Origin of the sequence: Arcicella sp. LKC2W (assembly GCF_034931005.1) — a bacterium.
Lineage (GTDB): Bacteria > Bacteroidota > Bacteroidia > Cytophagales > Spirosomataceae > Arcicella.
Map to the genome: position 1 here is coordinate 162,003 of NZ_JAYGIN010000002.1, position 26,384 is coordinate 188,386.

General features: G+C 35.0%; 27 protein-coding genes and 4 tRNA genes. 3 read left to right on the plus strand and 28 right to left on the minus strand.

Translation table 11 applies throughout. From position 1 onward, the window contains the following. Window positions 1–91: 91 nt before the first annotated feature. The 3 genes from rplJ to rplK all read right to left on the minus strand — a co-directional run bounded on the left by rplJ (window position 92) and on the right by rplK (window position 1,849). The gene (rplJ, locus tag VB796_RS02500; protein ID WP_109743997.1) at window positions 92–625 is read right to left on the minus strand and encodes a 50S ribosomal protein L10; all 534 of its coding nucleotides are present in this window, start codon (window positions 623–625) and stop codon (window positions 92–94) included. A gap of 2 nt (window positions 626–627) precedes the next feature. Continuing rightward, complete coding sequence (gene rplA / locus VB796_RS02505; RefSeq protein WP_109743998.1) at window positions 628–1,326, minus strand: 50S ribosomal protein L1; 699 nt, start codon at window positions 1,324–1,326, stop codon at window positions 628–630. A gap of 85 nt (window positions 1,327–1,411) precedes the next feature. Then, window positions 1,412–1,849 (minus strand): 50S ribosomal protein L11, encoded by a 438-nt coding sequence (rplK, locus tag VB796_RS02510; RefSeq protein ID WP_323344933.1) that lies wholly within the window; start codon window positions 1,847–1,849, stop codon window positions 1,412–1,414. A gap of 476 nt (window positions 1,850–2,325) precedes the next feature. Between rplK and VB796_RS02515 the strand changes: the two genes are divergently transcribed. Further along, a complete protein-coding gene (locus tag VB796_RS02515) occupies window positions 2,326–4,233 on the plus strand; it encodes an SPFH domain-containing protein (RefSeq protein WP_323344934.1) in 1,908 nt (635 codons plus the stop codon). A gap of 66 nt (window positions 4,234–4,299) precedes the next feature. Here VB796_RS02515 and hemB read toward each other — a convergent pair whose 3' ends face one another. The 4 genes from hemB to VB796_RS02535 form a co-directional block, all read right to left on the minus strand. Then, the gene (hemB, locus tag VB796_RS02520) at window positions 4,300–5,268 is read right to left on the minus strand and encodes a porphobilinogen synthase (protein ID WP_323344935.1); all 969 of its coding nucleotides are present in this window, start codon (window positions 5,266–5,268) and stop codon (window positions 4,300–4,302) included. A 114-nt stretch (window positions 5,269–5,382) separates the two neighbouring features. Further along, window positions 5,383–5,934, minus strand: coding sequence for a transcription termination/antitermination protein NusG (nusG, locus tag VB796_RS02525; protein WP_109744003.1), 552 nt, complete (start codon window positions 5,932–5,934; stop codon window positions 5,383–5,385). Window positions 5,935–5,999: 65 nt separating this feature from the next. Beyond that, the gene (secE, locus tag VB796_RS02530; protein WP_323344936.1) at window positions 6,000–6,191 is read right to left on the minus strand and encodes a preprotein translocase subunit SecE; all 192 of its coding nucleotides are present in this window, start codon (window positions 6,189–6,191) and stop codon (window positions 6,000–6,002) included. Between the two features lie 173 nt (window positions 6,192–6,364). Next, window positions 6,365–6,438 (minus strand) — tRNA-Trp (locus VB796_RS02535). A 459-nt stretch (window positions 6,439–6,897) separates the two neighbouring features. On the opposite strand from VB796_RS02535, the gene VB796_RS02540 reads away from it, so the two are divergent. Further along, on the plus strand, window positions 6,898–7,533 hold the full coding sequence (locus tag VB796_RS02540) for an alpha/beta hydrolase (protein ID WP_323344937.1): 636 nt from the start codon (window positions 6,898–6,900) through the stop codon (window positions 7,531–7,533). Between the two features lie 56 nt (window positions 7,534–7,589). On the opposite strand, the gene tuf is transcribed toward VB796_RS02540, so the two are convergent. The 7 genes from tuf to VB796_RS02575 all read right to left on the minus strand — a co-directional run bounded on the left by tuf (window position 7,590) and on the right by VB796_RS02575 (window position 12,301). Continuing rightward, window positions 7,590–8,777, minus strand: coding sequence for an elongation factor Tu (gene tuf / locus VB796_RS02545; protein WP_323344938.1), 1,188 nt, complete (start codon window positions 8,775–8,777; stop codon window positions 7,590–7,592). Between the two features lie 172 nt (window positions 8,778–8,949). Next, window positions 8,950–9,021 (minus strand) — tRNA-Thr (locus tag VB796_RS02550). A gap of 105 nt (window positions 9,022–9,126) precedes the next feature. Further along, a tRNA-Gly gene (locus tag VB796_RS02555) sits at window positions 9,127–9,202 on the minus strand. Window positions 9,203–9,299: 97 nt separating this feature from the next. Further along, a tRNA-Tyr gene (locus VB796_RS02560) sits at window positions 9,300–9,382 on the minus strand. Window positions 9,383–9,610: 228 nt separating this feature from the next. Then, complete coding sequence (locus tag VB796_RS02565) at window positions 9,611–10,795, minus strand: hypothetical protein (RefSeq protein ID WP_323344939.1); 1,185 nt, start codon at window positions 10,793–10,795, stop codon at window positions 9,611–9,613. 122 nt (window positions 10,796–10,917) lie between these two features. After that, entirely contained in the window at window positions 10,918–11,691 is a 774-nt protein-coding gene (locus VB796_RS02570) for a hypothetical protein (RefSeq protein WP_323344940.1), read from the minus strand. Window positions 11,692–11,755: 64 nt separating this feature from the next. Then, window positions 11,756–12,301, minus strand: a complete 546-nt coding sequence (locus tag VB796_RS02575; protein WP_323344941.1) for a sigma-70 family RNA polymerase sigma factor — start codon at window positions 12,299–12,301, stop codon at window positions 11,756–11,758. A gap of 186 nt (window positions 12,302–12,487) precedes the next feature. Here VB796_RS02575 and murI point away from each other — a divergent pair, with 186 nt between their 5' ends. After that, entirely contained in the window at window positions 12,488–13,291 is an 804-nt protein-coding gene (murI, locus tag VB796_RS02580; RefSeq protein WP_323344942.1) for a glutamate racemase, read from the plus strand. 64 nt (window positions 13,292–13,355) lie between these two features. Here the strand turns inward: murI and VB796_RS02585 are convergent, their stop codons facing one another. The 14 genes from VB796_RS02585 to nrfD form a co-directional block, all read right to left on the minus strand. Next, window positions 13,356–13,625 (minus strand): hypothetical protein, encoded by a 270-nt coding sequence (locus VB796_RS02585; protein ID WP_323344943.1) that lies wholly within the window; start codon window positions 13,623–13,625, stop codon window positions 13,356–13,358. Between the two features lie 98 nt (window positions 13,626–13,723). Then, the gene (locus tag VB796_RS02590) at window positions 13,724–14,263 is read right to left on the minus strand and encodes a DUF420 domain-containing protein (RefSeq protein ID WP_323344944.1); all 540 of its coding nucleotides are present in this window, start codon (window positions 14,261–14,263) and stop codon (window positions 13,724–13,726) included. A gap of 17 nt (window positions 14,264–14,280) precedes the next feature. Further along, window positions 14,281–15,009, minus strand: coding sequence for an SCO family protein (locus tag VB796_RS02595; protein WP_323344945.1), 729 nt, complete (start codon window positions 15,007–15,009; stop codon window positions 14,281–14,283). Between the two features lie 81 nt (window positions 15,010–15,090). Then, window positions 15,091–15,402: a cytochrome C oxidase subunit IV family protein gene (locus VB796_RS02600; protein ID WP_323344946.1), complete on the minus strand. Its 312-nt coding sequence runs from the start codon at window positions 15,400–15,402 to the stop codon at window positions 15,091–15,093. 67 nt (window positions 15,403–15,469) lie between these two features. Then, complete coding sequence (locus tag VB796_RS02605; RefSeq protein WP_323344947.1) at window positions 15,470–16,222, minus strand: cytochrome c oxidase subunit 3; 753 nt, start codon at window positions 16,220–16,222, stop codon at window positions 15,470–15,472. Window positions 16,223–16,349: 127 nt separating this feature from the next. Then, on the minus strand, window positions 16,350–16,943 hold the full coding sequence (locus tag VB796_RS02610) for a cytochrome c oxidase subunit 3 (protein WP_323344948.1): 594 nt from the start codon (window positions 16,941–16,943) through the stop codon (window positions 16,350–16,352). A 4-nt stretch (window positions 16,944–16,947) separates the two neighbouring features. Continuing rightward, complete coding sequence (gene cyoE / locus VB796_RS02615) at window positions 16,948–17,850, minus strand: heme o synthase (protein WP_323344949.1); 903 nt, start codon at window positions 17,848–17,850, stop codon at window positions 16,948–16,950. A 5-nt stretch (window positions 17,851–17,855) separates the two neighbouring features. Continuing rightward, window positions 17,856–18,821, minus strand: a complete 966-nt coding sequence (locus VB796_RS02620) for a COX15/CtaA family protein (protein ID WP_323344950.1) — start codon at window positions 18,819–18,821, stop codon at window positions 17,856–17,858. A 175-nt stretch (window positions 18,822–18,996) separates the two neighbouring features. Next, a complete protein-coding gene (locus tag VB796_RS02625; RefSeq protein WP_323344951.1) occupies window positions 18,997–20,886 on the minus strand; it encodes a cytochrome c oxidase subunit I in 1,890 nt (629 codons plus the stop codon). 36 nt (window positions 20,887–20,922) lie between these two features. After that, window positions 20,923–22,029 (minus strand): cytochrome c oxidase subunit II, encoded by a 1,107-nt coding sequence (locus tag VB796_RS02630; protein ID WP_323344952.1) that lies wholly within the window; start codon window positions 22,027–22,029, stop codon window positions 20,923–20,925. 169 nt (window positions 22,030–22,198) lie between these two features. Beyond that, the gene (locus VB796_RS02635; RefSeq protein ID WP_323344953.1) at window positions 22,199–23,527 is read right to left on the minus strand and encodes a quinol:cytochrome C oxidoreductase; all 1,329 of its coding nucleotides are present in this window, start codon (window positions 23,525–23,527) and stop codon (window positions 22,199–22,201) included. Window positions 23,528–23,628: 101 nt separating this feature from the next. Beyond that, on the minus strand, window positions 23,629–24,246 hold the full coding sequence (locus tag VB796_RS02640) for a cytochrome c (RefSeq protein ID WP_323344954.1): 618 nt from the start codon (window positions 24,244–24,246) through the stop codon (window positions 23,629–23,631). A 124-nt stretch (window positions 24,247–24,370) separates the two neighbouring features. Continuing rightward, complete coding sequence (locus VB796_RS02645; RefSeq protein ID WP_323344955.1) at window positions 24,371–24,895, minus strand: DUF3341 domain-containing protein; 525 nt, start codon at window positions 24,893–24,895, stop codon at window positions 24,371–24,373. Window positions 24,896–24,970: 75 nt separating this feature from the next. Further along, entirely contained in the window at window positions 24,971–26,380 is a 1,410-nt protein-coding gene (gene nrfD / locus VB796_RS02650) for an NrfD/PsrC family molybdoenzyme membrane anchor subunit (RefSeq protein WP_323344956.1), read from the minus strand. Window positions 26,381–26,384: the final 4 nt, after the last annotated feature.

Below are 26,384 nucleotides of genomic sequence, written 5' to 3' on the forward strand. Positions count from 1 at the left end.
GTTTTACGATTTTGATTAATTGATTTTAATTTTAAACAATTTAAAGTAAACGATTAAATTATTAATTGTTCACTATCAATTGTTAATTGTATTATCCTTCTCTCTCTGAAAGAGTTTTCAAGATACCTGACAATTTCTGTCCACTGCTTTGAAGAGCAGAAACAACGTTTTTCGCAGGTGATTGTAACAATCCAATGATTTCTCCAATCATCTCTTGTTTCGACTTAACGTTTTCAAGAGCTGCTAATTGGTCTTCGCCGATGAATAAACCTCCTTCGATAGAAGCACCTTTGAAAGTAATTTTAGTTTTTCCAGCTTCTTTCTTGAAATCTTTGATAAGTTTCGCTGGAGTTTTAGGGTTTTCTGGTGAGAAAATAATCCCTGACAATCCTTTGAATACTGTATCGTTGAAAGAAGAGTAATCAACTCCTGTAGTTTCCAAAGCTTTTGCAATAAGCGTGTTTTTAACAACACGGTATTCAAAACCTCTTTGGAAGCACATTCTTCTGAATGCGTTAACTTCTGCAACTGTTAATCCTCCTGTATCAGTGATGTAGAAGTATGGAGTAGCAGCGAACTTTTCGCTCAACTCTTGGATGATAGCACCTTTTTCTTCTCTTGTCATGATTACAATCCTTTAACTGTTGCTTGGTCAATTTTAACACCTGGAGACATTGTAGAAGACAAGTTTACTGACTTTACATAAGTTCCTTTGGCTGATGATGGCTTCAATTTCAACAATGTGTTGATTAATTCCTGTGCATTTTCAGCGATTTTCTCAGGAGTAAATGAAACCTTACCGATTGAAGTGTGGATAATACCAGTTTTATCAACTTTAAAGTCGATTTTACCAGCTTTCACTTCAGTAACAGCTTGTCCTACGTTCAATGTTACCGTTCCCGATTTAGGGTTTGGCATCAATCCACGTGGTCCTAAAACACGACCTAAACGGCCAAGTTTCGCCATTACAGTTGGCATTGTGATAATTACGTCAATATCCGTCCAACCTTTTTCGATTTGTTGGATATAGTCGTCCAAACCAACGTGGTCTGCACCTGCCGCTTTTGCTTCCTCAACTTTATCAGGAGTACAAAGTACGAGAACTCGTACATCTTTTCCTGTTCCATGAGGCAAAGCAACTACGCCACGAACCATTTGGTCGGCTTTACGAGGGTCAACCCCCAAACGAACGTCGATATCTACTGAAGAATCGAATTTCGTATATGAAATCTCTTTCAAAATTTCAGCAGCTTGCGTAAGTGAATACGCTTGCGTAGCATCATATTTTGATTGAGCTTCTTTTTGCTTTTTTGTTAACTTAGCCATTTTTGTAAATTAGTTAATGGTTACTGGTTATTGGTTATTAGTTAATTGTGTAAACACTCATAACTCATAGCTCATAACTCATAACTCAAAATGGTTTTTCTCCTGTTACGTTCAAGCCCATTGAGCGAGCTGTTCCTGCTACCATGCTCATTGCTGATTCGATAGTAAAGCAGTTTAAATCAGGCATTTTAGTTTCTGCAATTGTACGAACTTGTTCCCAAGTTACAGAACCAACTTTTTTCAAGTTTGGTTGAGCAGAACCTAATTTAACTTTCGCTGCTTCCAATAACAAGATTGGTGCAGGAGGAGTTTTTACTACGAAATCAAAAGATTTGTCTTTGTAGTAAGTAATCAAAACTGGGAGGATAACACCAGGTTTATCTTGAGTTCTTGCATTGAATTGCTTACAGAACTCCATGATATTCAAACCTTTCGAACCTAACGCCGGACCAATTGGAGGCGAAGGGTTTGCGGCACCACCTTTGCATTGCAACTTAACGTAGCCTGCTATTTCTTTTGCCATTACGGTAAATGTTTAAAATCTTAGAATTGTTTGAAATTTCTCTGCCAATAAGGGTGGAAGCTTCCTTACCTGAGATTTTTCGGTAGTTGCATGGGGAGATTGTTCTGTAACGAAACAATCTGATTCACAGGCTTTTGATAGTTTTAACACTTATTTCAAGAACCTGCTCCACGAAACGGACTGCAAAATTACGGCTTTGTTCTTAATTTACAAAGAGTTACATGAGTTTTTTTAGAAAAAGAGAAAATATAATTCATTTAATCTCTATGTATTTCTTCCAAAATCTCATATATCAATATTTATCTCACCTTAATTGCTCTTGCTAAAAAATATATAATATTGATAAGTGTACTGTAAAACGGAGTACAAGGCGAAATATCCATTTAAGCCAAACTAAAACCATTCTTCACATTTTGGAATAAGTTCATCCAAAACACTCAATATTTGACGCATTAATCAACCAAAACAATAAAAAAATGACACTTTCTATTACCACCATCATCAGTATTGCAGTTCCTATTCTATGTTTAGTTTTCTACAAATTTTTATTCCGACTGTTTGGGATTATTATTATTCCCGAAGACCGAATTGGTTTGGTCACGAAAAAGTTTGTTCTCTTTGGAGATAAAAAATCGCTTCCCGAAGGACGAATTATTGCCACTGAAGGAGAAGCAGGTTTTCAAGCTAAACCTTTAGCCCCGGGGATTTATTTCTGGTATTGGATTTGGCAGTATGATATTACGCTACAACCATTAACGATTATTCCAACGGGTAAAATTGGCATTGTTCTCGCCAGAGACGGAAAGGAATCCGAAACGGGTTTTATTTTAGGAAGAAAAGTTGAATGTGATGGTTTTCAAGATACGGAGGCTTTTTTGAAAAATGGCGGACGTAAAGGACGACAATCGGCAGTAATTACGGCGGGTTCGTATCGAATCAATACTTTTCTCTTTGAAGTTGAGATTACGGATATGGTTGAAATTCACGAAAATATGGTCGGAATTATCACTACGATGGATGGTGCGTCAATTGATGCAGGTCAAATTTCGGGTAAATCGGTGGATGGACATAATAATTTTCAAGATGCAGATGCTTTTCTGAATAAAGGAGGAAATAAAGGTCTTCAACAACAAGTGATTTTGGCGGGTTCGTACAATATTAACCCTTGGTTTGTGAAAATCGAAGAAATTCACATGACAGAAATTCCGATTGGTAATGTTGGCGTGGTGATTTCGTATGTAGGCGAAGAAGGCGTGGATGTAAGCGGAACGGAATTTAAGCACGGTAATATTTTCACGAAAGGTTTTAAAGGTGTTTGGGCTGAACCACTTGGACCGGGTAAATATCCAATTAATACCTACATTCAACGTATTGAGGTTGTTCCAACGACAAATTTGGTTTTAAACTGGGCAAGTGCAAGGTCTGAATCTCACCAATTAGATAAAAACCTTTCGACGATTACGGTGCGTTCAAAAGACGGTTTCCCTTTCAATTTAGACGTTTCTCAAATTATTCACATTCCTAATTACGAAGCTCCAAAAGTTATCGCTCGATTCGGAAATATGCACAATTTAGTAAGCCAAGTTCTTGAACCAACCATTGGTAATTATTTTAGAAATTCAGCCCAAGATTCAGATGTGATTTCGTTCTTAGGTTCTCGGAAAGAAAGACAAGAAACGGCTCGTAGATATATTTCAGAGGTACTTTCTCAATATAACGTAAATGCGGTTGATACTTTAATCGGTGATATTGTTCCGCCAGAGTCATTAATGAAAACCTTGACCGACCGTAAACTTGCCGAAGAACAAAAAGTAACTTACGAAACACAAAAAATGGCACAAGAAACTCGTCAGGCTTTGGAGAAAGAAACGGCAATTGCAGAAATTCAGAAAGATATTGTAAAAGCCGACCAAGGTGTTGTTATTGCCGAACGTGTAGCCGATGCGTCCGTGAAAAAAGCCCAAGGTGAAGCACAAAGTTTGAAATTGCAAGCAGGAGCAGAGGCTGAAAGAGTAAAACTACAAGCCAGTGCGGAGTCAGAAAGAATTAAATTGATTGCCAATGCCGAAGCTGAAAAAATCAGTAAAACAGGTGCTGCCGAAGCCGAGAAAATTTTGGCAATTGGTAAAGCCGATGCTGAAGCGTATCAATTAGCTGTTTCTGCGATGGGAGAGGGTAACTTTACTCAATTGAAAATTACGGAAAGTATTGGTAAAGAAAAAATCAAAATTATGCCTGACATTTTGATTACAGGTGGCTCAAATGACCAAAATGGAGCTTTAAGTGGACTTTTAGGTATGAAATTAATGGACGAAATGGGTAGAAAATCTGAAAAGATACAAAATCCAAGTCAACCTAAAATTCAGAAGAAAGAAGATAAGTAGTGATTGGTTATTGGAAATTGGTTATTGGTAGAAAAACACCAGTAACCAATTTCCAATAACCAATCACTACTTTAAACCTGCATATTCCTTCGCAAAATACGTCAAAATCACTTTTGCACCTGCTCTTTTGATAGAAGTCAAACTTTCAACCATCGTTCTTGTTCCGTCTAACCAACCATTTTGTGCAGCAGCTTTTACCATTGCATATTCTCCCGAAACATTATAAGCCGCAATCGGAATGTTGAAATTATCGTTTAACAATTTTATAATATCCAAATACGCCAAAGCAGGTTTCACCATCAAAAAATCTGCCCCTTCTGCATAATCCAATTCCGCTTCTATTAAAGCCTCTCTACTATTGGCAGGATTCATTTGATACGTTTTTTTATCGCCAAATTTCGGAGCAGAATCCAAGGCATCACGGAAAGGGCCATAAAAAGCCGACGCATATTTTGCCGAATATGCCATAATGCTCACATTGGTATATCCTTCGTCATCAAGTGTTTCACGCAAATAACCGATACGTCCGTCCATCATGTCTGACGGTCCAATAATATCTGCTCCTGCCCGTGCTTGGGCAAGTGCCATATTTCCTAAAATTTGGAGTGTCTCATCGTTCAAAATATTTCCTTTTTCATCGACATACCCATCGTGTCCGTCTGATGAATATGGGTCCATTGCCACGTCACTCATGATGGCTATTTCTGGAAATTTATTTTTAATCTGATTGATTGCTTCCAAATACAAACTGCCCTGACGGTGGCTTTCTGTGGCAAATTTATCTTTTTTATCTTCTGAAAGTTGTGGAAAAAGAGCAATTGAACGAATTCCCAAATCTTGAACAACTGAAAGTTCTTCTAATAATTTATCTAAAGTATATCTAAAAACGTCGGGCATGGATTTTACCTCTGTGGTGAGGTTTTTCCCTTCCATGACAAACATTGGATAAATAAAATCATTAACCGAAAGGGTAGTTTCTTCTACCATCGCACGGATGGCTGTCGATTGGCGGTTTCTGCGGGGTCTTCTTAACATATTCTTGTGTTTTTATACGACTACAAAGGTACGAAAAAATGAAGGTCAGGGATAAAAAAAGGAGTACATCCTCTTGAATGTACTCCTTTTTTTTGTGTGTCTTTCGACAAATATTTATTTCTCAACTTGAGAATAACTCAATTCCATTGGAGTATCTCTACCGAAGATTTTCACAACCACATTAAGTTTCTTTTTATCATCAAAAATTTCAGAAACCGTTGCATCAAATCCAGAGAATGCACCATCAATAACTTTAACAGTTTCTCCTTTTGAGAAAGATAAACTTGATGATTCTTCAATTACTGCAACCTCATCAATTTTACCTAAAATACGTTTGATTTCTCCTGCACGTAAAGGAATTGGCGTTTTAGATGTTTTACCATCATTCCAACTCAAAAAGCCGATTACACCTGGCATTGACGTAATTAAGTGGGCAACCTCACCGTACTTAATATCTGCTTCCACAAAAATATATCCTGCAAAAAGAGTTTTTTCACGAACGACTTTTTTACCGTTACGCATTTCAAAAATCTTTTCAGTAGGAATAATGATTTGAGGAATATAATCTTCAAGACCTTGTCTGGTAATTTCGTTTTCCAGATACGTCCGTATTTTCTTTTCTTGTCCTGAAACTGCTCTCAGAACGTACCAATTAGTCTCTGCCATAATACTCTTATAATTTCGGATTATTAATTTCAGATTGTAGATATTTTAAATCCTAAATTCCGAAATTAAAATGATTGATAGAACAATTCTAAGCCTGATTTGAATAAAAAGTCAATCAAACCAACCACCATAGCAAATATCAATGATGCTACCAACACAAGTGTTGACGAAGCCTGTAATTCTGAAAATTTAGGCCATGTTACGTTTTCTGTAACTTCAGTCCAAGAATCACCGAAAAGGTTTTTAATTTTGTTCATGGTTATTTTTTTGTAAGTATTTTTATTTGTTTAGATTACAAGAATTACTTTTATTGATAATCACTCTTGCTATAAACTTTTAAGTTCCAGAATTTTAGAGTTCAAATTTCAAGCCAATTTGCAATTTCTTACAAAATCTTAAAATCTAAAATCCAAAATTTGGAACTTAATAATGGCACGGGAACAAGGATTCGAACCCTGATCAAGGGTGTTGGAGACCCGCATTCTACCGTTGAACTATTCCCGTATTCAATGGACTGCAAAGATAGAGGTTTATCTTTATATTTTCAAAATACTTTTTGAAAAATTTGCTTGAATGATTCTTTTTAAGAAAGTTTTAACATTCATCTTGCCAAAAAAATGAAACACAATCCGTCTCATACCACCTTTAGATACGAGTGATTTATTAGACTTAGCGTTATGGAAGGGATACTTCCTCAGCTAAAGAAAAGACTTTTAAAATTAGTAAAGGGTTTTATGATTTTTATTATCTTTAGCTTGAAGTTATTAATCCATATACGAGGTGTAATCAAAGAGTTATGATTAAGAAAGAACTGTTGAATGTTTTAGGATTCTTTATGGCAATATATGCAATTATTTGCTGGCATCTCTACATGAGTCAGGTAGGAATGATTTTCTTCCCTCAAAAGTTAAACAAGTTGTATGAGTTTCATTTTGGCCAAAATTTGATGAAATTAAAATCAAAATGAAAGATGAAGTTATGCTTGATGGAGTTCTATTTAAGGCTAACAACTCAAGAGGGCTTGTTTTTTACCTACATGGGAATGCTGGTTCAATAAATGTTTGGGGAAAGGTAGCAAAAACATATAATGATTTAAACTATGATGTTTTTCTTTTAGATTATAGAGGTTATGGGAAAAGTGAGGGGAAAATTAATGGAGAACAAGGGCTTTTTGATGATATTCAAACTGTTTATGATGAAATGAAGAAAAGATATTCAGAAGATAAAATAGTTGTTTTAGGCTATTCTATTGGAACTGGATTAGCAGCAAAACTTGCTTCTACTAACAAGCCACACTTATTAATACTTCAAGCACCTTATTATAGTTTGATTGATTTAATGGCAAACTCTTATCCTATCATTCCTACCTATATTTTAAAATATAAATTTGAAACAAACATTTATGTTAAAAAATGTAAAATGCCTGTTGTAATATTTCACGGGGATAAAGATGAAGTTATTTATTATGAATCGTCTTTGAGGTTAAAGGAATCTTTTAAGAGATATGATAGATTAATCATCTTAAACGGTCAAAAGCATAATGATATGACTGATAATAAAGACTACAAAAAAGAAATACAAAAAATATTAAACCCCTAAAACAACAAAAAAGCGTCTCCTTTTGAGAGACGCTTTTTTTATATACTTCTTAAATCTTAGTCTAAGATTTCAGTTACTTGACCAGCACCTACTGTACGACCACCCTCACGGATAGCGAAACGAAGTCCTTTGTCCATTGCAACTTTATTTAATAAAGTTACATCGATTGTCAAGTTATCACCAGGCATACACATTTCAACACCAGCTGGCAACATGATTTCTCCTGTTACGTCAGTAGTACGGAAATAGAATTGTGGACGATATTTGTTAAAGAATGGAGTGTGACGTCCACCTTCTTCTTTTGACAAGATATAAACCTCTGCTTTGAATTTTGTGTGAGGCTTAACAGAACCTGGCTTACAAATAACCATACCACGACGGATAGATTCTTTGTCAATACCACGTAATAATAAACCTACGTTATCTCCAGCTTCACCACGGTCAAGGATTTTACGGAACATCTCAACACCAGTTACTACTGATTTCAAGCCTTCAGCACCCATACCTAAGATATCTACTGCTTCACCAGAGTTGATGATACCAGTTTCGATACGACCTGTTGCTACTGTACCACGACCTGTAATCGAGAATACGTCTTCAACTGGCATCAAGAAAGGCTTATCAACATCTCTTTTTGGAAGTGGAATCCAGCTATCAACTGCATCCATTAATGCTTCGATAGTTTCAACCCATTTCGGCTCTCCGTTTAATCCACCAAGAGCAGAACCTTGGATTACTGGAATGTTATCTCCGTCGAATTCGTAGAATGATAATAATTCACGAATTTCCATTTCAACTAATTCTAATAATTCAGGGTCATCAACCATATCCACTTTATTCATGAATACTACTAATTGAGGTACACCTACTTGACGTGACAACAAGATGTGTTCACGAGTTTGTGGCATTGGACCGTCAGTTGCAGCAACCACGATGATAGCACCGTCCATTTGAGCAGCACCAGTTACCATGTTTTTAACGTAATCGGCGTGACCAGGACAGTCAACGTGTGCATAGTGACGGTTTGCTGTTGAATATTCTACGTGAGCAGTATTGATAGTGATACCACGTTCTTTTTCCTCTGGAGCTGAGTCAATTGAAGAGAAGTCTTTTTTCTCTGCAAGACCTTTTTCTGACAATACTTTCGTAATTGCAGCAGTCAATGTAGTTTTACCGTGGTCAACGTGACCGATTGTACCAATGTTTACGTGGGGTTTACTACGGTCAAAATTTTCCTTTGCCATGATATTTAGTTCTTAATTTGATTTTATAAAAAGAATGAAAAAACTTAATTAATCTGAAAATTTGAAAATGAAGAAATCTGAAAATGATTTAGATTTTATCTGATTAAAACAATAAGTCTAATCATAAAATCATTTTCAAATTTTCAAATTATAACATTAACAAATTGATTCGAGCCTTTGAGCAGAATCGGACTGCCGACCTCTTCCTTACCAAGGAAGTGCTCTACCACTGAGCTACAAAGGCAGATAGATTCCCTCTGAAACTACAAATGGTCAATTGTTAATTGTTTTTAGCTAAACTAATAACTATTAACTAATTAACAACCAACCACCTATCATAGTTCCTGATTGGAGCGGGAGACGGGGCTCGAACCCGCCACCTATAGCTTGGAAGGCTATCGCTCTACCAAATGAGCTACTCCCGCTTTTGAATCATTAGTTATCAGTTTCAATTAACAGTCTTATGAATTACAAAGTGTAAACAAATTATAATTTATTTACTGTTAATTGTTACTGAAACAGTGGGGGCGGATGGATTCGAACCACCGAAGGAATACTCCAGCAGAGTTACAGTCTGCCCCATTTGGCCACTCTGGTACACCCCCATTTTCTTTTACCTAAATAACTTTCGTTTAGTGTTTTGGTGAAAGAGTGTGCAAAAGTAGCTCTATATTTTGTTATCTCAAAGAGTATAGCAAAAAAAAATTTTCAAAAAATATCTTTTAATACTGTGTTTGGAGCAAAATAAAGAGGAAATATTCACGTAAATGTCTAAAAATAAACACGTTGTTGGAATATTACCTCTCTGTATTTTTTTTCATTTTTTTTTAATATTAAAGTCTAATTCCGAAGCTGATTCCTCCAATTTTAGGTCCTCTGTTGTCTTGGAAAAGATTATTCATGTCATAATTGACAAATAAATCTGGAAAATCTTTTAATCCTAATTCAAATGCTAAACCATATCGAACGTTGTTGAGGAAGAAACTACTGTGGTTCCAATCTTTTCGTCCGCTATCCTCTTCTTTTGTTTTTGTATAGCTGTCTAAACGATAGCCGATGTATCCACCTGCGGCAACATAGGTAATGGTACTTCCTTTTTTGAAGGCTACATAAGGCATTACTGGAATGTTGATATTGGCGACAGTTAATTTATTGCGAGATAAAGGAATTTGATTACGGTAATCTGCGAACCCAATGTTGTCAGTATTTTTGACGATATAGGCATTGTTTTCTAACATAAAGTTGTACCAAGAGAACTCTAAACCGTAGCTTATTTTCAAGGCAGCTTTTGTGCCTTTACTAATCATTCCGCTACGTGTCCAGCCAAAGCCAAAATATCTTGAGCCAAATGGACTTAATTCAAAATCTTTTGTATTGTAAATTCCACCAATGTTACCTGTATTTGTGAATGAATTTAAACCTAAATATATGTTGAACCCAGAACGGCTATTGAACCCACTATTTTTGCGATTAATTCGTGTTGAGTCTCTTAGTGTTATATTGGTTTCACGTCCTCCGTCGTTTACATAAACACCATTCCAACCAACTCTAACTTCGTCGTTTCCGTCTTTTACAACTACACCGCCTAATCCAACTTTTACTTGTTTTTCGTTGCTTGATGTTCCTCCGCTATTGGTATTAACATTGACGTTGGTATTTACATTACTATTTTTTGTATTGGTATTGATAACAACTTTGATACTTTTATCACTTTGAGTAATTACTAAAAGTGTATCTTTATTGAGGTCGCTATTGACAATTCTTCTGATGCCTCTCCAAGTATCATCATCCAGAGACATTCCGCTTTTTTGAAATAATTCTTGTAAGTTTTCTCTCAACGTTTTTGTGTTATTGCCTTGATTTAGAAGCGTTTGGTTTCTTTTGTCGATACTGATAACTGTTGAGTCTTTGTCGCCTCCGTTTGCCATTGCTTGATTGGTGGAGATGATAAAGGCAATGGTTGCGATAATTGAATAACTAATTTTTTTTAGTGTTTTCAAATTGATTATTGTTTTCATGATTGTACGTTTTAAATGTTTAGAGTTTCTTTTGTAATGTTTATATCAACACTTATTTTGGAAACTTAGTGATTGTTATTCTTTATACTTTGAAGATGCAAGCGAAGGATGGAAGGTTGCATCTATTTTTCATTATTTTCTCCTTTTGTCAAAGCATTTTCAATTTTGGCATCGGCACGGGCTAAAACTTTTTGTGGTTTTATACCAACTTCTCCCCAATTGACATCTTCACCGTTTTTTGCTCGTTTTAATTGTTGCCAAATTTTGCTGAAACGACTTTGTTTTCTAAGGTTTTCTTCGGTCGGGTCGATTTGCGTTATGGCTTCTTGTTTTGCTTCAATGAAGTTTAGAACAATAGTTTCTTCTTCTGCTTTGGTAACTTCAGATCTTGTATCTTCAAGCACTAAAACAATGGTATTTGTTTCAATAATTTCTTTAATATTGGGTAATATAGGGGATAAGCTATTTTTTACATTTAGAATTTCATTTGTTTTGGCAGTTTTTGTTATAGAATTTACATTTTGTAATTCTACTTCGTTCGTAATAGCAAAATGCTTTTTATGTTCATTTTGAGTTTCTTTACTAATTTCGATTGCAACAGATTTGTCAATTATTGGCTTTTGAATATTTTCATTTGTTGTATTCTTACGTGTTTGATTAATTGTCGCTATGGCTTCATTTGGTACTATTTTCTGCGAATTATACCAATATCCACCTATACCCAACAATAAAGCGACAGAAGCCGCAGAGGCGAATTTCCACCACAGAGGCAATACTTTGCTTTGTGGTTTGTCAAGTTTTGCTTGTAGTTTTTCCCAAGCTTCACTTCGTGGCTGACGCTCATAATTGTGTAAGCCTTCTGAGAATATTTTATCTATGTTTTCTGAATTTTTCATTTTCGTTTTGTAGCACAGACTTTAGTCTGTAATATGACAAACAGACTAAAGTCTGTGTTACGTTTCATACCATTTCCATTACTGCATTTTGTAAAATTACTCTTGCTCGTGAAAGTTGTGATTTTGAAGTGCTTTCTGTGATGCCTAATTGTTTGGCAATTTCAGCGTGAGAGTATCCTTCAATGGCGTAAAGATTAAAAACTGTTTTGTAACCAAGTGGTAGTTTTTCTATCAATTTTAAAAGGTCTTGACTTTCGAGGTCGGTTCTAAATTGTTCTGGTTCTGGTTCGTAAAGAATTTGGTCATAACTGATTTCAAATTGGGCTTTTTTATTACTTCTGAGATACATTAATGATTCATTTACCATTATTCGACGAATCCAACCTTCAAAACTGCCTTCCAATTTAAAAGTATTAATTTTTTCAAAAACTCTTACAAAACCTCCTATCATTATTTCTTCTGCTTCATAGTCATCGTGAGCGTATCTGAAACATATTCCTAACATTTTTGGGGAATATGTTTCATAAACTCGTCTTTGAGCTTTTGGGTCGCCTTTTTGACAGGCTTTCACCAGAGCTTCTTCGCTTTGAAATAAATTAAGTAGTTTCACGATACTGTTTTGGTTTAAATCTTTAGGTCTGAGATTTTATAAATTGAAGATGAAATAGATGATAGAAAGGTTGCATAAGAATCTATGATTTTTTTTCGGCTTTCGGCTTTTGGCAGATAGCTTTCGATTAATTTTGAAGAATAAACTTTACAAAGCTGATTGCTGATAGCTGACAGCCATAAAAATATGAATTCAAACCCAATTGGAATTTTTGATAGTGGCATTGGCGGTCTTACCGTTGCTCATGCCGTAACAACTTTATTACCCAACGAAAATATCATTTATTTTGGAGATACTGCACATTTACCCTACGGAGATAAATCTTCATCTGCGATTCAGGCGTATTCTATCAAAATTTGTAATGTGCTTTTACAGCAGAAATGTAAAGTTATTCTGATTGCGTGTAATTCGGCTTCTGCGGCTGCGTATGAGCTTGTACGTGAGTATGTAGGAAGCAAAGCGAAGATTATCAATGTAATTGACCCAGTAGTAGAATATTTGGCAAGTACATATTCCGAAAAAACGATTGGATTGATTGGAACTAAACAAACGGTTAATTCTAATATTTATCGGAAAAAAATTGATGCCACCGATAAAGGAATTACCTTGAAATCATTAGCAACGCCTCTACTTGCTCCGATGATTGAAGAGGGTTTTTTCAACAATAATATTTCAGAAAGTATTATTCAGGAATACCTCCGTCATACAGAATTGGAAGGGATTGAAGCTTTGATTTTGGGTTGTACACATTATCCATTGATTAAAACTCAAATTGAGAATTATTATCAAGGAAAAGTGTCAGTTTTGGATACTTCTGAAATTGTGGCAAATTCGTTGAAGAACTATTTATCAAATAACGATATTCTTTGCTCAATGAATTCTCATATTAAGCATTTTTATGTTTCTGATTATACGGCTTCTTTTGAAACTTCAACCAAAATTTTCTTTGGAGAACAAATACATTTAGAGCATTATCCACTTTGGGAGTAGTTTTCTCGTTTTAAAGTAAAAATCCCGTTCAGATTAAATTTAATCTAAACGGGATTTTTATGTTTTAACTTAATGCTTTTCTGATTCTTTGTCTCAAAATTGTTTGTGGAGACATATTTCTCTTTGAGCTTCTCCACCATAAATAGCCAACAATCACTACCAAGAGGTATGGTGCTGACAATAAATATAAAATACCATGATTTAGATTTGATGCAATCTGGCTACGCCCATTTGAAACGGTACTTTCTACCGTCATTCTGCACATTGCACATTGAGCGATACTCATTGATGTGCTAATCAAAAATAAAATTAAAGCTAAAAATATCTTTTTCATGTTTCTGAGAGGTTTTAGGTATTAAGTTTTAAATGTTCGCAATTTCCAAGATTTTATTAAACCTTGTTCACAAACCTCCTAAAAGCTACCCCTAAAGCCTAATTATAATATGGTGAAATCATCAAATATACTATCACTCCTGTTATCGATACATATAACCACAAGGGTAATGTCCATTTAACAATCCTCTTATGTTCTACAATTTGCCCACTTAATGCAAAATATACGGCACGAAGAACAAACCATACTACTCCAATTGATAAGACAATATGAGATACCAATAAAAAGTAGTAAATCGGACGTAAAATACCTTCTCCACCAAAAGGAGTAGATTGATTTGAAATATGATATAGAATATACAAGACCAAAAATAAAGCCCCTTGTATAAATGAAAGTCCCATCATTTGACGGTGTCTTGCTATATTTTTATTTCTAACAGCCATTAAGCCTAAAATGAGTGTAATGGAAGTCGTAGTGTTTAAAAGACCAATTACGTGTGGTAAAGTCTTTGTCCAAGCACCTAAATCGATTTTTGTTCTAATACCAATCAATAATGCTACTGCCACAGGAATAGCTATTGATAAAATCTTGACTAAGGTTTCATTCTTAGTGCTTTTTTCTAAAATTATGGGGTTCATTTTGCTGATGTGTTATTTCAACTTTTTGTTTCGTAAATTTTTACCAATACTCGTATTTCTAATATAAGTCTATCCACATCCTTTTTGTCAGTTCCATCATAAAAACCTCTAATGTGTCCTTCTTTATCTACCAATATTAACTTCTCAGAATGGATAAATGTTTTATCAGGAGTTTTAATAGCTTTATCGTACTCAGAAGCATCTGCCACAGGAACAAAATAACCTTGAACAGCTAATGGATAAATTTGAGATTTTGTACCCGTTAAAAAATGCCACTTTCCAGTTTTCGCATCATATTTTTTCGCATACTCTTTAAGCATTTCTGGGGTATCATGATTTGGGTCAACTGAGAATGACGCAAATTGTACTTCATCATTTTGTGAGAATGTGTCTTGAACACGAGTTAATTCATTTGACATTTTAGGACAAATCGTCTCACACCTTGTAAAGAAAAAATCTGCTACATAAATTTTCCCTTTCAAAGATTCTCCTAAAAATGTTTTCCCATTTTCATCAGTCAGTTTCCATGCAGGAATCGTATGAAAAACAGTATCCACTTCGGGTTCATTCCACTTTGGATTTGGGTTTTTCTTAATCATGACATTTCCCGTCGTAGAGTCTGTCAATGGAATCATGTAAGGCAATTCATAATGGTTTTCACCAAAGCCCTTTAGATATAAAAAAATTAAAGCTGGAACAACTAATGCGGCGATTAGGATTCCAGCTTTTATAGTTTTTTGAGGCATATTATTGGTTGTCAAAAGTTTGTATTATATGTGATTTTTATTTTTTTAAAAATGTACAATACAAACTTTTGACGCTTAAATTTATCTGTGAGCTCCTCCTTCAAGAAGTAGAGCAACTAATAACCATGCAATTGTAATAACAGGGAATAAAACTGCCCAAATTAACACTTTAACTTCATGTTTTAAGTGCATAAATTCACCTACGATAAAGAATGCCTTAACAATAGTCATTCCTGCAAAAATTGCTACTCTCAAATGATTATTTGGCATTGTGAATGCAATTACGAATTCTATTGCGGTCAATATTAGAAGAATCCAAAACGTTTTCCAAATAGCTCCTGTTTGTGCGGGTGCTATTACTTTTTCTTCGATTACTTGTGAATGTGAAGCCATTTTTTTAATATTTTTTGATTAACAAAATCTTTTGAGATTCCCTCGATAGGGAGTTTTAGGAGAGTAATTACACTAAATAGAAAAATGTAAATACAAATACCCAAACTAAGTCTACAAAGTGCCAGTAAAGACCAACTTTTTCAACCATTTCATAGTGTCCACGACGCTCATAAAGACCCGTTGCTGCATTAAAGAAAATGAGGATGTTTAGAATTACTCCTGAAAATACGTGAGTTCCGTGAAATCCTGTAATGAAGAAGAATAAATCTGCAAAAGCTGGAGGACCATAAGGGTTACGCACTAAATTTGCTCCTTCGATAGCGTTTCCTGCGGCATCTTTTGCTGCTAAAGCCAATTCTGGGCCATGTATAAAGTGTGACCATTCCCATGCTTGAGAACCCAAGAATGTAAAACCACCGATAATTGTCCACAACATCCATTTTTCCACATCAGCACGGTCACCACGATGTCCAGCTTCTACTGCTAAAACCATTGTAACAGAACTAAAAATCAAAATAAATGTCATAATTCCCACAAAGATTAATGGGGCTTCAACTCCGTGTAAAAACGGTAATGCAGAAAACACCTTATCTGGAATAGGCCAATGAGTTGTTGAGAAATAGAAGTTCTCAGTAAGCCCTGCATAAGCATTATTACTGAAACGAATCATTCCGTAAGTTACTAATAAGGCTGAAAATGTAAAGGTATCTGAAAGTAAGAAAAACCACATCATTAGTTTTCCGTAACTTGCTTTCATTGGTTCTGAACCACCCGTCCAAGTTAATTTTTCAGGAACGGCAGGAGCGTGTATTGCAGACATTTTTTAACGGTTTTAATTAAAAAAAATTATGTTAACAGTTCTCGAATTTTAAATAATTAAGTTTTGTTTGTTGGGTAATTCATCAGTTGAATGAAGCCCTTGTTTTTCAACTTAAAAACTTATAATTCTATCTATTGAAATATAAAAATAAAAACAAATATAACCAGAGAAAATCTAAAAAGTGCCAATAAGTAGCACATAACTGTATTCTGGTAAGGTTTTTCGATTCTTTTGTGAACTTAAAAGATGAAATTAATGAAATTAATAATACAATTAAACCAGAAAATACGTGAACTGCGTGTAAGCCAACCAGAACATAAATCCAAGAGGATGCTACATCACTTCCTGCAAAGTATAATTGATTTTTGATTAAATCAGAAAACCCAATGACTTGGGTCGCTAAAAAAGCTAAACCGAACACAAAAGTAATAGAAATTGCTGTTTTAAGCGTACTGAAATTATCTTTTTTTGCGGCTCTTACTGCAAAAAACATAGAAATACTACTTACTAATAGGATTCCTGTTGAATACCAGAAGATTTGAGGTAGTTCAAACTCGTGCCAACGTCCTTCCGCCTTACGTACTAAATATCCTGAAGTCCAACCTGCAAACATCATGATGATAGATACTATTGCGAGCCAAAGCATAAATTTTTTTGGATTCATGTTGAGCGTTTCTTCAGGCTCATCAAGTTTTATATTTGCTAAATGTTCTTGTGTCATAACGTTAAATTTTGTCCATTAAAAATGCTATCTCCACTATTGGTAGGTAAATAAATGAGCCAAACATCATCATTAATGCTGCTTTATCTGTTGTTTTAGACATTAAATAGAAGGTTTGTGATAAAAATAACACACCGCATAAAACGGCAATAATTGCTGAATTAAAGCCTGTCATACCCAAAAAATGTGGGATAAAACCACATGGGACAAGAAAGATGGTATAAATCATCATCGTTAATGCTGTCCTTATGTCTTTATGACCATTATTGGGTAACATTTTGAAGCCTGCTCTTTGGTAATCGTCATCAGCGACCCATGCAATTGCCCAAAAATGAGGGAATTGCCAGAAAAATTGAATGGCAAATAATATTCCAGGTTCTAAGCCAAAATGATTAGTTGCAGCCACCCATCCAATCATTGGAGGAAATGCTCCAGGTATCGCTCCGACAAATACAGAAATGGGTCCTACTCGCTTTAGTGGCGTGTAGGCAAATCCATATAAAAAGAATGATAAAATACCTAAAAGCCCTGATTTTAAATTAAACTCAAAAATTAAAATATAATTGGCAATTAGGAATAATATGATACAAAATATTAATGCTTCTTTGGTACTCAATCTTCCAGTGGGTAATGGTCGATTTTGGGTACGTTTCATTAATTTATCAAGTTCTTTTTCCTTGATTTGATTAACAATATTAGCGGCTCCAGTGATTAAAAAGCCTCCAAGACTTATTAATGTAATTTTCCACCAATCTATTTTATCTACTGCTAACGAATACCCGAATGCTCCAGAAAATGCAACCAATGCAGATAATCTGAATTTTAGTAACTCGTAATATGCCTTTACTTTGGCAAGACTACCCACAGATTCGTTTTGAAGAGAAACCTCTTTTTCTTTAGTAATCATCTTATTCACGACTCACTAAATCGTGTTACATTTTTAAAATTTAGTAATAGTAAGAGTACAAACTGTATTCCAACTGAAATAATAGCCAATGTTAAGTGGACTGGTTGAATATATGCAGGAACTCCAAAATACGCCATTATTATCCCAGTTAGTATTTCAACGATAACCATTATTACTAATGCTTTAGTAAAAGTTGAAATTAAACCTGTTTGTTTGGTGTTTTTTTGTAGCATCCAAATCAAGAAAATATGTAAGCCCAATACAATAATGGAAAAGGAGCGATGAATATAAAATGGTAATCCCATCTGTTCTATCCATGTACTACGGTTATAACCAAAGAATGGATTTGCAATGATTTTATCAATTGCTTCTCTAACTTGAGTTCCTATTAGGATTTGTGAAGTTGAAACGATGAGAACAACAATTAATAATTTTGTAATTGTGTTTTTATGCTCTACATTTTCAGTAATTATTACTTCCGACCACCCTCGTGCTATTGCATAAAGTAGTACAAATATTACTAATATCGCTAAGAGCATGTGCATCGTTACAACTCCCGGTTTTAGGAACGAATCCACAACATATTTTCCCAAAACGCCGTTTGCCCCAATCAAAATTACGCCTAAAAACGATAAATATACAATTGCTCTATCTTTCTTCCAGTAGTAAAAAAATGACGAAATGAAAGTTGCAAATACAATGATTCCTGTCAATGCTCCCAAAAGTCGATTCGCATATTCAATCCATGTTTTTGTTACATTGAATTCAACTTCTCCATGTAGTTTCTCTGCGTATATTTCCTGATAATTGGCAGGAAGTTGAGTAACATCTGTTGGAGGAACTAACATTCCAAAACACTTTGGCCAGTCTGGGCATCCCATTCCTGAGCCTGTACTTCTAACAATTCCTCCTGCTAAAACCAACAAATAAATGGTTACAATTGTTGCTATGCCTAATTTACGAAAGAGCATATTTGAGTTTTGTTTTAGTTAGTTAATTCAATTTTTGTTTTTTATACTTAAAAACTGTTAAGTACAAGGCTTTCTTTGAAAAACAAAAGTATGAATTGCTCTTAAAAAAAATTGAGAATATATTAACCAGAATCATCATAGTTAACATATTCTCAATTTTAGAGGTATTTACTTCTTAGTGACTATAAGAAGAATTTTGAATATCTAATAGCCCTTCGATTTCTTTTTCATTTGCAATTTCTTCATTCTCTTCTGGGAAGTTAGATTCAGGAGTTGCTGAATATGGAACATTTTGAGGAATGAAATCTACCGCTGAACCTGGCTTGCTATAATCATAAGCCCAACGATATACTGCAGGAATCTCTCCTTCCCAGTTACCGTGAATACCTTCGATTGGAGTTGTCCATTCCAAAGTAGTTGAGTTCCAAGGATTTTGAGTAGCTCTTTTTCCTTTGAAAATTGAGTAAAAGAAGTTTACTGCAAAAATCGCTTGTGCCAAGAATGTAAGAATAGCTGCAATTGAGATAAACATATTCATATCAACGAAAGCTTCCATTCTACCATTTCCTAATGCAGTAAATGAGTAATAACGACGTGGGAAACCAGCTAAACCAATATAATGCATTGGGAAGAATACGCAATAAACACCTACAAATGTTAACCAAAAGTGTAAGTAACCTGCGTTCTTATTCATCATTTTACCAAATAATTTAGGGAACCAGTGATAAACACCAGCCATCAATCCGAAGAATGATGCAGCACCCATTACTAAGTGGAAGTGAGCAACTACAAAATATGTATCATGCAGGTTAATATCAAGAGCTGAGTTACCTAAAATGATACCAGTAAGTCCACCTGATATAAACAATGAAACTAATCCAATTGAAAACAACATTGCTGGAGTAAAAATAATATTACCTCGCCATAAAGTTGTAATATAGTTAAATGCTTTTACCGCCGAAGGAACTGCAATAATCAATGTTAAGAACATGAAAACTGACCCTAAGAATGGATTCATACCTGTTACGAACATGTGGTGAGCCCAAACGATAAACGCTAAAAATGTAATCCCAAGCATAGAACCAATCATGGCACGATATCCAAAAATTGGTTTACGTGAATTTGTGGCAATGATTTCTGAAGTAATCCCTAATGCTGGTAATAATACAATATAAACCTCAGGGTGACCTAAGAACCAAAATAAGTGTTGATATAAGATAGCTGAACCACCAATATTTGGTAAAGCTTCACCACCAATATAAATTTCTGACAAATAGAATGATGTACCAAAACTACGGTCAAATATTAATAATAATGCTGCCGATAACAATACAGGGAATGATAACAAACCTAAAATTGCAGTGAAGAAGAATGCCCAGATTGTCAAAGGTAACTTCGTGAATGACATTCCACGAGTACGTAAGTTGATAACTGTACAGATATAGTTAATACCCCCCATTAATTGAGAAACAATAAATAATGCCATACTGGTTAGCCACAATGTCATTCCTAATCCTGAACCTGGCATTGCTTGAGGTAATGCACTTAAAGGAGGATAAATAACCCATCCACCTGACGCTGGTCCTGTTTCAATAAATAATGAAGAGAACATAATAATTGATGCCAAGAAGAAGAACCAATAAGATAGCATATTGATAAATCCTGATGCCATATCTCTTGCTCCAATTTGTAGTGGAATCAAGAAGTTTGAAAATGTTCCTGAAAGACCTGCTGTTAATACAAAGAATACCATTACAGTTCCGTGCATTGTAACAAGTGCTAAATAGAATTCTTTTTCTAATTTACCTTCAACTATCCATTGACCTAATACTGGTTTTAACCAAGTTAAATCCATATTAGGAAAACCTAATTGTAAGCGGAAGATAATTGACATTGCACCTCCGAAGAATGCCCAAATGATACCTGAAATTAAATACTGCTTTGCAATTGTCTTGTGGTCTTCTGAGAAGATATACTTCTGCACGAATCCCAGCTCGTGATGCTCATGCTCGTGGTCATGACCGTGTGCTTGAGAGTCTGTTGCGTGTAGTGTTGCAGTTGCCATAATTTATTGTTATTTATTCTATGTTGAATCTGATAATTATCTCAATGATGTTGCAGCGGCTGGAGTTGCACCACTCGCTTGTGTACTATCTGATGCCGCAGCAGGAGCCTCAATATATTTTTGTGCTTTGCCTTTCAATTTTTCTGGAACTTTAGCTAAGAAGTCAGGATTTTGTGTCAAGAATGGCTTTTGTTGCTTACACCATACTGCATAGTCTTCAGGCTCATCAACAAAAACTGTAATTGCCATACCGAAGTGACCACTTCCACAAATTTCAGTACAGTTTAGTTTGTAATTGAAATCAGGATTACCTGTGATATAACGCATCTCATCAGTTGTCTTATTAGGCACAAACCAAAACTTTGTAGGCATACCAGGAACAGCGTCCATTTTAACACGTTGGTAAGGTAAATATACCGAGTGTAATACATCTTGAGCTTTAATTTTCAACAAAACAGGAACTCCTTTTGGTAAGTGCATTTCGTTTGCAGTAAAGTCATCAAAAGATTTTTCATCTGTGTAGTCAATACCAACCGAATTTGTTGCGTCAATTAACTTGTAGTTATTATTTCCTAATTTGTTATCATCATTACCTGAGTAACGTACATACCAACCAAATTGGTGACCTGTAACTTCAATAACAACTGCATTGTCTGGTGCTTGAGATGTTATATCTCTCCAAGTTCTCCAACCTGTAAATACCAATACAGCCATTACTATCGCAGGAATTACTGTCCAGATTAATTCTAACTTATGGTTAACTGGATAAAATGTAGCTACATTTCCTTTTTTGTATCTATACAAGAACGGAAATATAAACAACAGTGCATTTGTTACGAAAAAAGCAAACGTAATAACGCCCATTGAAACCCAAAACATTTTATCTGTAATTAACCCATGGTCTGATGCTGCCACAGGAAGTAAGTCAGGTTTAGAATACAAGAATGACCATGCTGCTCCTATTGAACCCAATACTAAAAACACAATAAATCCTATTGCATTTGCATTATTCGCTCCATCTAATGGTGTATCTTGGTCTTGCTCAGTGCCTTGAATACCTTTTGAAAGAGACATACTCTTACTGACAATCATGATTGCCAATATTAAGAATACTACCGACAAAAGACCTATTAAATATGTCATTTTATTAGTTAATTTTTGGTTATAAATCTTCTATTTTAATATTGCCTGATAATAATTTCCAGACGCTATATTCTTTACTGTTCTATAAAAAAATGTTCAATATAAATGTTTTGAACATTTTGAGATTTTATAGAAAATAATAGGTTGTTATTTAACAACCTATTATTGCTTAAATATCGTGGTGAAGTGCCTCTTCCAAGAATGGGTGGTTTTTGGCTACTAAAGATGCTTTCGTCAATTGCATTGATACTACATAAATGAAAGCAGAAGCAAATACTGTAACCATTCCAAATTCCACTAATCCAAATCCACCATTTGGTCCAACTGTACCTGGCATAATCATTTGGTAGAAATCAAGATAGTGACCAACAATGATGAAAGAACAAGCAATTTTCAAGAAGATTGCTGTACGTTTTGCATCACGTGTCATTAAGATTAAAAATGGAAAGAAGAAGTTGCAAAACACGTTTAAGATTTCTGTCGCTTTATAAATTTTGTTATGACCTTCCCAACGCTCCAAGAAATAAATTGTTTCTTCAGGAAAGTTAGCATAATAAATCAATAAGAATTGCTCAAACCATACATAAGTCCAGAAGATAGAGAAGGCAAACATAAATTTACCTAAATCATGTAAATGGTTAAAGTTTACATATTGCATATAACCTTTGTCTTTCAACAATAATACGGTTAATGTGATTGTTGCTAAGCCAGTTACGTGCCATGAAGAGAACATATACCAACCAAACATTGTTGAGAACCAGTGAGTATCAATTGACATAACCCAGTCCCAAGCAGACATTGAACTTGAAATACCCATAACTACAATAAACCCTGTAGCAATTTTTACCATTGAAAAGAAATTTTCATTTCCACCGTTAAGGTCTTCATCTAATGACTTTTTACGCATCCAATTCCAAAGCACTAACCAAAGAGCGAAGAATGTAACCATACGTCCTAAGAAAAACCATTTGTTTAAATAGCCTGATTTTCCAGCGATGATTTTATCATAATTTTCACTTCCTTTTTCAGTTACACCATGATGCATCCAGTGAAAAATTACGTCTCCTTTAAACAAGAAAACTAATATTAATACTGTCCCTGTAACGATTAAAAATGGAGGAAATGCTTCTGCTACTCTTTTTACTACTGAAGACCAACCTGCTTTTGCCAAATACTGAATAGATACGAAAAACATACCAATTACAGAAATACCAGTGAAGAATACCCCATTCAACCAAAGATTGGCCCAGATACGATTTGTCCAATCATAGTCTCCATGATGAGCAACAGCACCTCCTGAAAGGTGTTCGCCATGCTCAGCACCGTGTTCAGCAACAGCGTGTGCTGCTTCGTGATCTCCACGAGATAACAAATAGATTCCTACAACAAGTGCTACTAATCCTGCTAAGAAAGCATAAATAACTCTTTTGCGACCTTCTGCCGTGAACTCAAAATGTTCTTCGACATTAGATGGGGAAAAATGTGAATGTCCCGCCATTATAATTTGAAAATTTTATAATTTGAAAATAACTGATATTGATTAGCAAGTTAACATTTAGTCAAGTAACGGTTGTTACTTAATTTTGCTATCATGTATTCTTATTGCTGTAACTGATGTACGTAAAGAACGATTTTCCAACGGTCAGCAGAAGAGATTTGTGAACCATGAGCCCACATACGACCTTTACCGTGTGTAATTGTATGATAAATATGACCGTCGTTAAGATTCTTTAAGGCATCTGATGAATAAACAGGTACACCTTTATACATTTTAGCTACCGCTCCATCGCCTTTTCCTGTTTCACCATGACAGTGCATACAAAATCTTTCATACTGAATTTTGCCAGCTTCAAGATTTGCTTCTGTTGGCTCATAAGGGTTTGTCAATAGAGCTTCAGATGAAGCCATATCTCCAGACTTTATATTACGAGAGGTCAATTCCATTTGGAGTAAATCACCATCAATAGAATCATTCTTTGCTTCTTGACCGTAATATTTACGAGGAACAGTTCCTTTTACTGGTAAACGCATATTCATTCCGTGAGGATTGATTTTGTTTGTATCTCCTTCACTTTGAGAAAGTGGTTCATAGCCAACAGAATGATACATATTCGGTGCAAATTCCGTACCCGAATCGTTATGTTTGTCTCCGCAAGATGTCATTGCCAAAGCAACGATTCCAGTTAGCAAAAGACTTTTTGTTTTATTGGTAAACATAATTTTGATTATTAGTCGTAAGTCATGTTAGGAATTAGTAATTGGGATTGGGGATTAGGGAAAAAATTATATTATTTATAACTCTCTACCTTATAACTCATATCTTATACCTTATACCTATGAACTAAAATTGTTTAACATTTACTTCGATAGCTCCAGATGCTTTCAAAATTGATTCGATTTCAGCTTCTGATTTTTTATTATTTGCCATATTGACAGCCATAATAAATTTATCATCAGTACTTCTTAAATCGAATGTTTTTGGTTGTTTACCTGGCCATAAGCTATTTGAAACTAAGAACGTTCCAACCATACCGAACGCAGTAAATAATACTGTACCTTCAAATGAAACTGGAATCCAGTCTGGTAATGCGAAGAAATCTTTACCACCAATAATCATAGGCCAGTCAAAGACCATTGTATAATTTATTAGGGAAAAGATACACGTTAAACCCAAACAACCGAACAAAAATGCTGCAATTGGAATACGTGTGCGTGGATGACCGATTGCTACATCAAGTCCGTGAATTGGAAAAGGAGTAAATACTTCTTCAATCTTTACGCCACTGTTTTTAACTTCCGTAACAGCGTGTAATACTTCCTCATCATCGTCGAAAACTCCTACTAAATATCTTTCTGTTGAATCCATTTTTTTATTTTTTTTATTTAGCAATCAGCCATTAACTATTTAAACTAATAGCCAATGGCTGAATTTCGATATATCTTAGTGAACTGTTTCTTTTGATTTATCTCCTGATGATTTCTTCTTAGCAGGGAAGTTTGTTGACACACCTCTCATTACAGATTTTACCTCAAACATATTGATTACTGGTAAAAATTTAGCAAACAAGAAGAATAAAGTAAAGAATAATCCAAAAGAGAAAATATAATCACCAATATCGTACATTGTTGGTGTAAACATCGCCCAAGAAGATGGAAGATAATCACGGTGTAATGACGATACAATAATTACAAAACGTTCAAACCACATACCAACGTTTACTACTACAGAAAGTATAAATGATACTAAGATGCTTTGACGAATTTTTTTGAACCAGAATAATTGTGGAGAGATTACGTTACACGTCATCATCATCCAATATGCCCACCAATAAGGACCAGTAGCACGGTTAATGAAGCAATATGATTCATATTCAACACCCGAATACCATGCAATAAAGAACTCTGTTAAATAGGCAATACCTACAATTGAACCAGTTACGGTAATGATGATATTCATCATTTCAATGTGTTCAATTGTAATATAATCTTCTAATTTGAATACTACACGAGTAATCAATAAAAGACTTTGTACCATTGCAAATCCTGAGAAAATCGCTCCTGCTACGAAGTATGGCGGGAAGATTGTAGTATGCCATCCTGGAATAACTGATGTTGCAAAGTCCATCGATACAATTGTGTGTACTGAAAGTACCAATGGTGTTGAAATACCAGCTAAGATTAATGAAACATATTCATAACGAGCCCATGTTTTGGCTGAACCATTCCACCCTAAACTGAATGCTCCGTACCAGAATTTGGCTGCTTTTGTTTGAGCTCTATCACGGATAGTTGCTAAATCAGGAACAAGACCTAAGTACCAGAATACTAATGATACAGAAAGGTATGTAGAGATAGCGAAAACGTCCCAAACTAATGGAGAGTTAAAGTTTACCCACAATGAACCAAATGTATTTGGTAATGGCAATGCCCAGTGAAATAACCAAGGACGCCCCATGTGAGCTAAGATAAATGACGCTGCACAAAGTACAGCAAAGATTGTCATCGCTTCTGCAGAACGGTTAATAGATGTTCTCCATTTCTGACGAAATAATAATAATACGGCTGAAATAAGTGTACCAGCGTGACCGATACCTACCCACCATACGAAGTTGGTGATGTCCCATGCCCAACCTACTGTTTTATTCAAGCCCCATACTCCAATGCCTTGCCACCAAGTGTAGCCTAAGCAATAAGCACCGTAAGCGAATACTATGCAAGATACACCAAAAGCGATTTTCCACTCTTTGGTAGGTTCGCCTTCAACTTGCTTACAAATATCATTTGTAACGTCATGATAAGATTTACCACCTGAAACAAGGGTCTCTCTTATGGGTGATACTACGTGCGACATATAT

Coding starts and splice junctions, on each gene's coding strand:
- hemB (WP_323344935.1), bottom strand. CDS start 5,268: ATGTTAAGAAGACCCCGCAGAAACCGCCAATCGACAGCCATCCGTGCG.
- VB796_RS02570 (WP_323344940.1), bottom strand. CDS start 11,691: ATGAAAAATTCAGAAAACATAGATAAAATATTCTCAGAAGGCTTACAC.
- VB796_RS02630 (WP_323344952.1), bottom strand. CDS start 22,029: ATGACATATTTAATAGGTCTTTTGTCGGTAGTATTCTTAATATTGGCA.
- VB796_RS02565 (WP_323344939.1), bottom strand. CDS start 10,795: ATGAAAACAATAATCAATTTGAAAACACTAAAAAAAATTAGTTATTCA.
- VB796_RS02600 (WP_323344946.1), bottom strand. CDS start 15,402: ATGGCTTCACATTCACAAGTAATCGAAGAAAAAGTAATAGCACCCGCA.
- VB796_RS02625 (WP_323344951.1), bottom strand. CDS start 20,886: ATGGCAACTGCAACACTACACGCAACAGACTCTCAAGCACACGGTCAT.
- VB796_RS02605 (WP_323344947.1), bottom strand. CDS start 16,222: ATGTCTGCAATACACGCTCCTGCCGTTCCTGAAAAATTAACTTGGACG.
- VB796_RS02595 (WP_323344945.1), bottom strand. CDS start 15,009: ATGCCTCAAAAAACTATAAAAGCTGGAATCCTAATCGCCGCATTAGTT.
- VB796_RS02540 (WP_323344937.1), top strand. CDS start 6,898: ATGAAAGATGAAGTTATGCTTGATGGAGTTCTATTTAAGGCTAACAAC.
- rplK (WP_323344933.1), bottom strand. CDS start 1,849: ATGGCAAAAGAAATAGCAGGCTACGTTAAGTTGCAATGCAAAGGTGGT.
- nrfD (WP_323344956.1), bottom strand. CDS start 26,380: ATGTCGCACGTAGTATCACCCATAAGAGAGACCCTTGTTTCAGGTGGT.
- cyoE (WP_323344949.1), bottom strand. CDS start 17,850: ATGATTACTAAAGAAAAAGAGGTTTCTCTTCAAAACGAATCTGTGGGT.
- secE (WP_323344936.1), bottom strand. CDS start 6,191: ATGAACAAAATTAAAAACCTTTTCGGTGATTCTTGGACTGAAGTTACA.
- rplA (WP_109743998.1), bottom strand. CDS start 1,326: ATGGCTAAGTTAACAAAAAAGCAAAAAGAAGCTCAATCAAAATATGAT.
- VB796_RS02515 (WP_323344934.1), top strand. CDS start 2,326: ATGACACTTTCTATTACCACCATCATCAGTATTGCAGTTCCTATTCTA.
- tuf (WP_323344938.1), bottom strand. CDS start 8,777: ATGGCAAAGGAAAATTTTGACCGTAGTAAACCCCACGTAAACATTGGT.
- VB796_RS02620 (WP_323344950.1), bottom strand. CDS start 18,821: ATGCTCTTTCGTAAATTAGGCATAGCAACAATTGTAACCATTTATTTG.
- nusG (WP_109744003.1), bottom strand. CDS start 5,934: ATGGCAGAGACTAATTGGTACGTTCTGAGAGCAGTTTCAGGACAAGAA.
- VB796_RS02645 (WP_323344955.1), bottom strand. CDS start 24,895: ATGGATTCAACAGAAAGATATTTAGTAGGAGTTTTCGACGATGATGAG.
- VB796_RS02585 (WP_323344943.1), bottom strand. CDS start 13,625: ATGAAAAAGATATTTTTAGCTTTAATTTTATTTTTGATTAGCACATCA.
- rplJ (WP_109743997.1), bottom strand. CDS start 625: ATGACAAGAGAAGAAAAAGGTGCTATCATCCAAGAGTTGAGCGAAAAG.
- VB796_RS02640 (WP_323344954.1), bottom strand. CDS start 24,246: ATGTTTACCAATAAAACAAAAAGTCTTTTGCTAACTGGAATCGTTGCT.
- VB796_RS02590 (WP_323344944.1), bottom strand. CDS start 14,263: ATGAACCCCATAATTTTAGAAAAAAGCACTAAGAATGAAACCTTAGTC.
- VB796_RS02635 (WP_323344953.1), bottom strand. CDS start 23,527: ATGGCGGGACATTCACATTTTTCCCCATCTAATGTCGAAGAACATTTT.
- murI (WP_323344942.1), top strand. CDS start 12,488: ATGAATTCAAACCCAATTGGAATTTTTGATAGTGGCATTGGCGGTCTT.
- VB796_RS02610 (WP_323344948.1), bottom strand. CDS start 16,943: ATGACACAAGAACATTTAGCAAATATAAAACTTGATGAGCCTGAAGAA.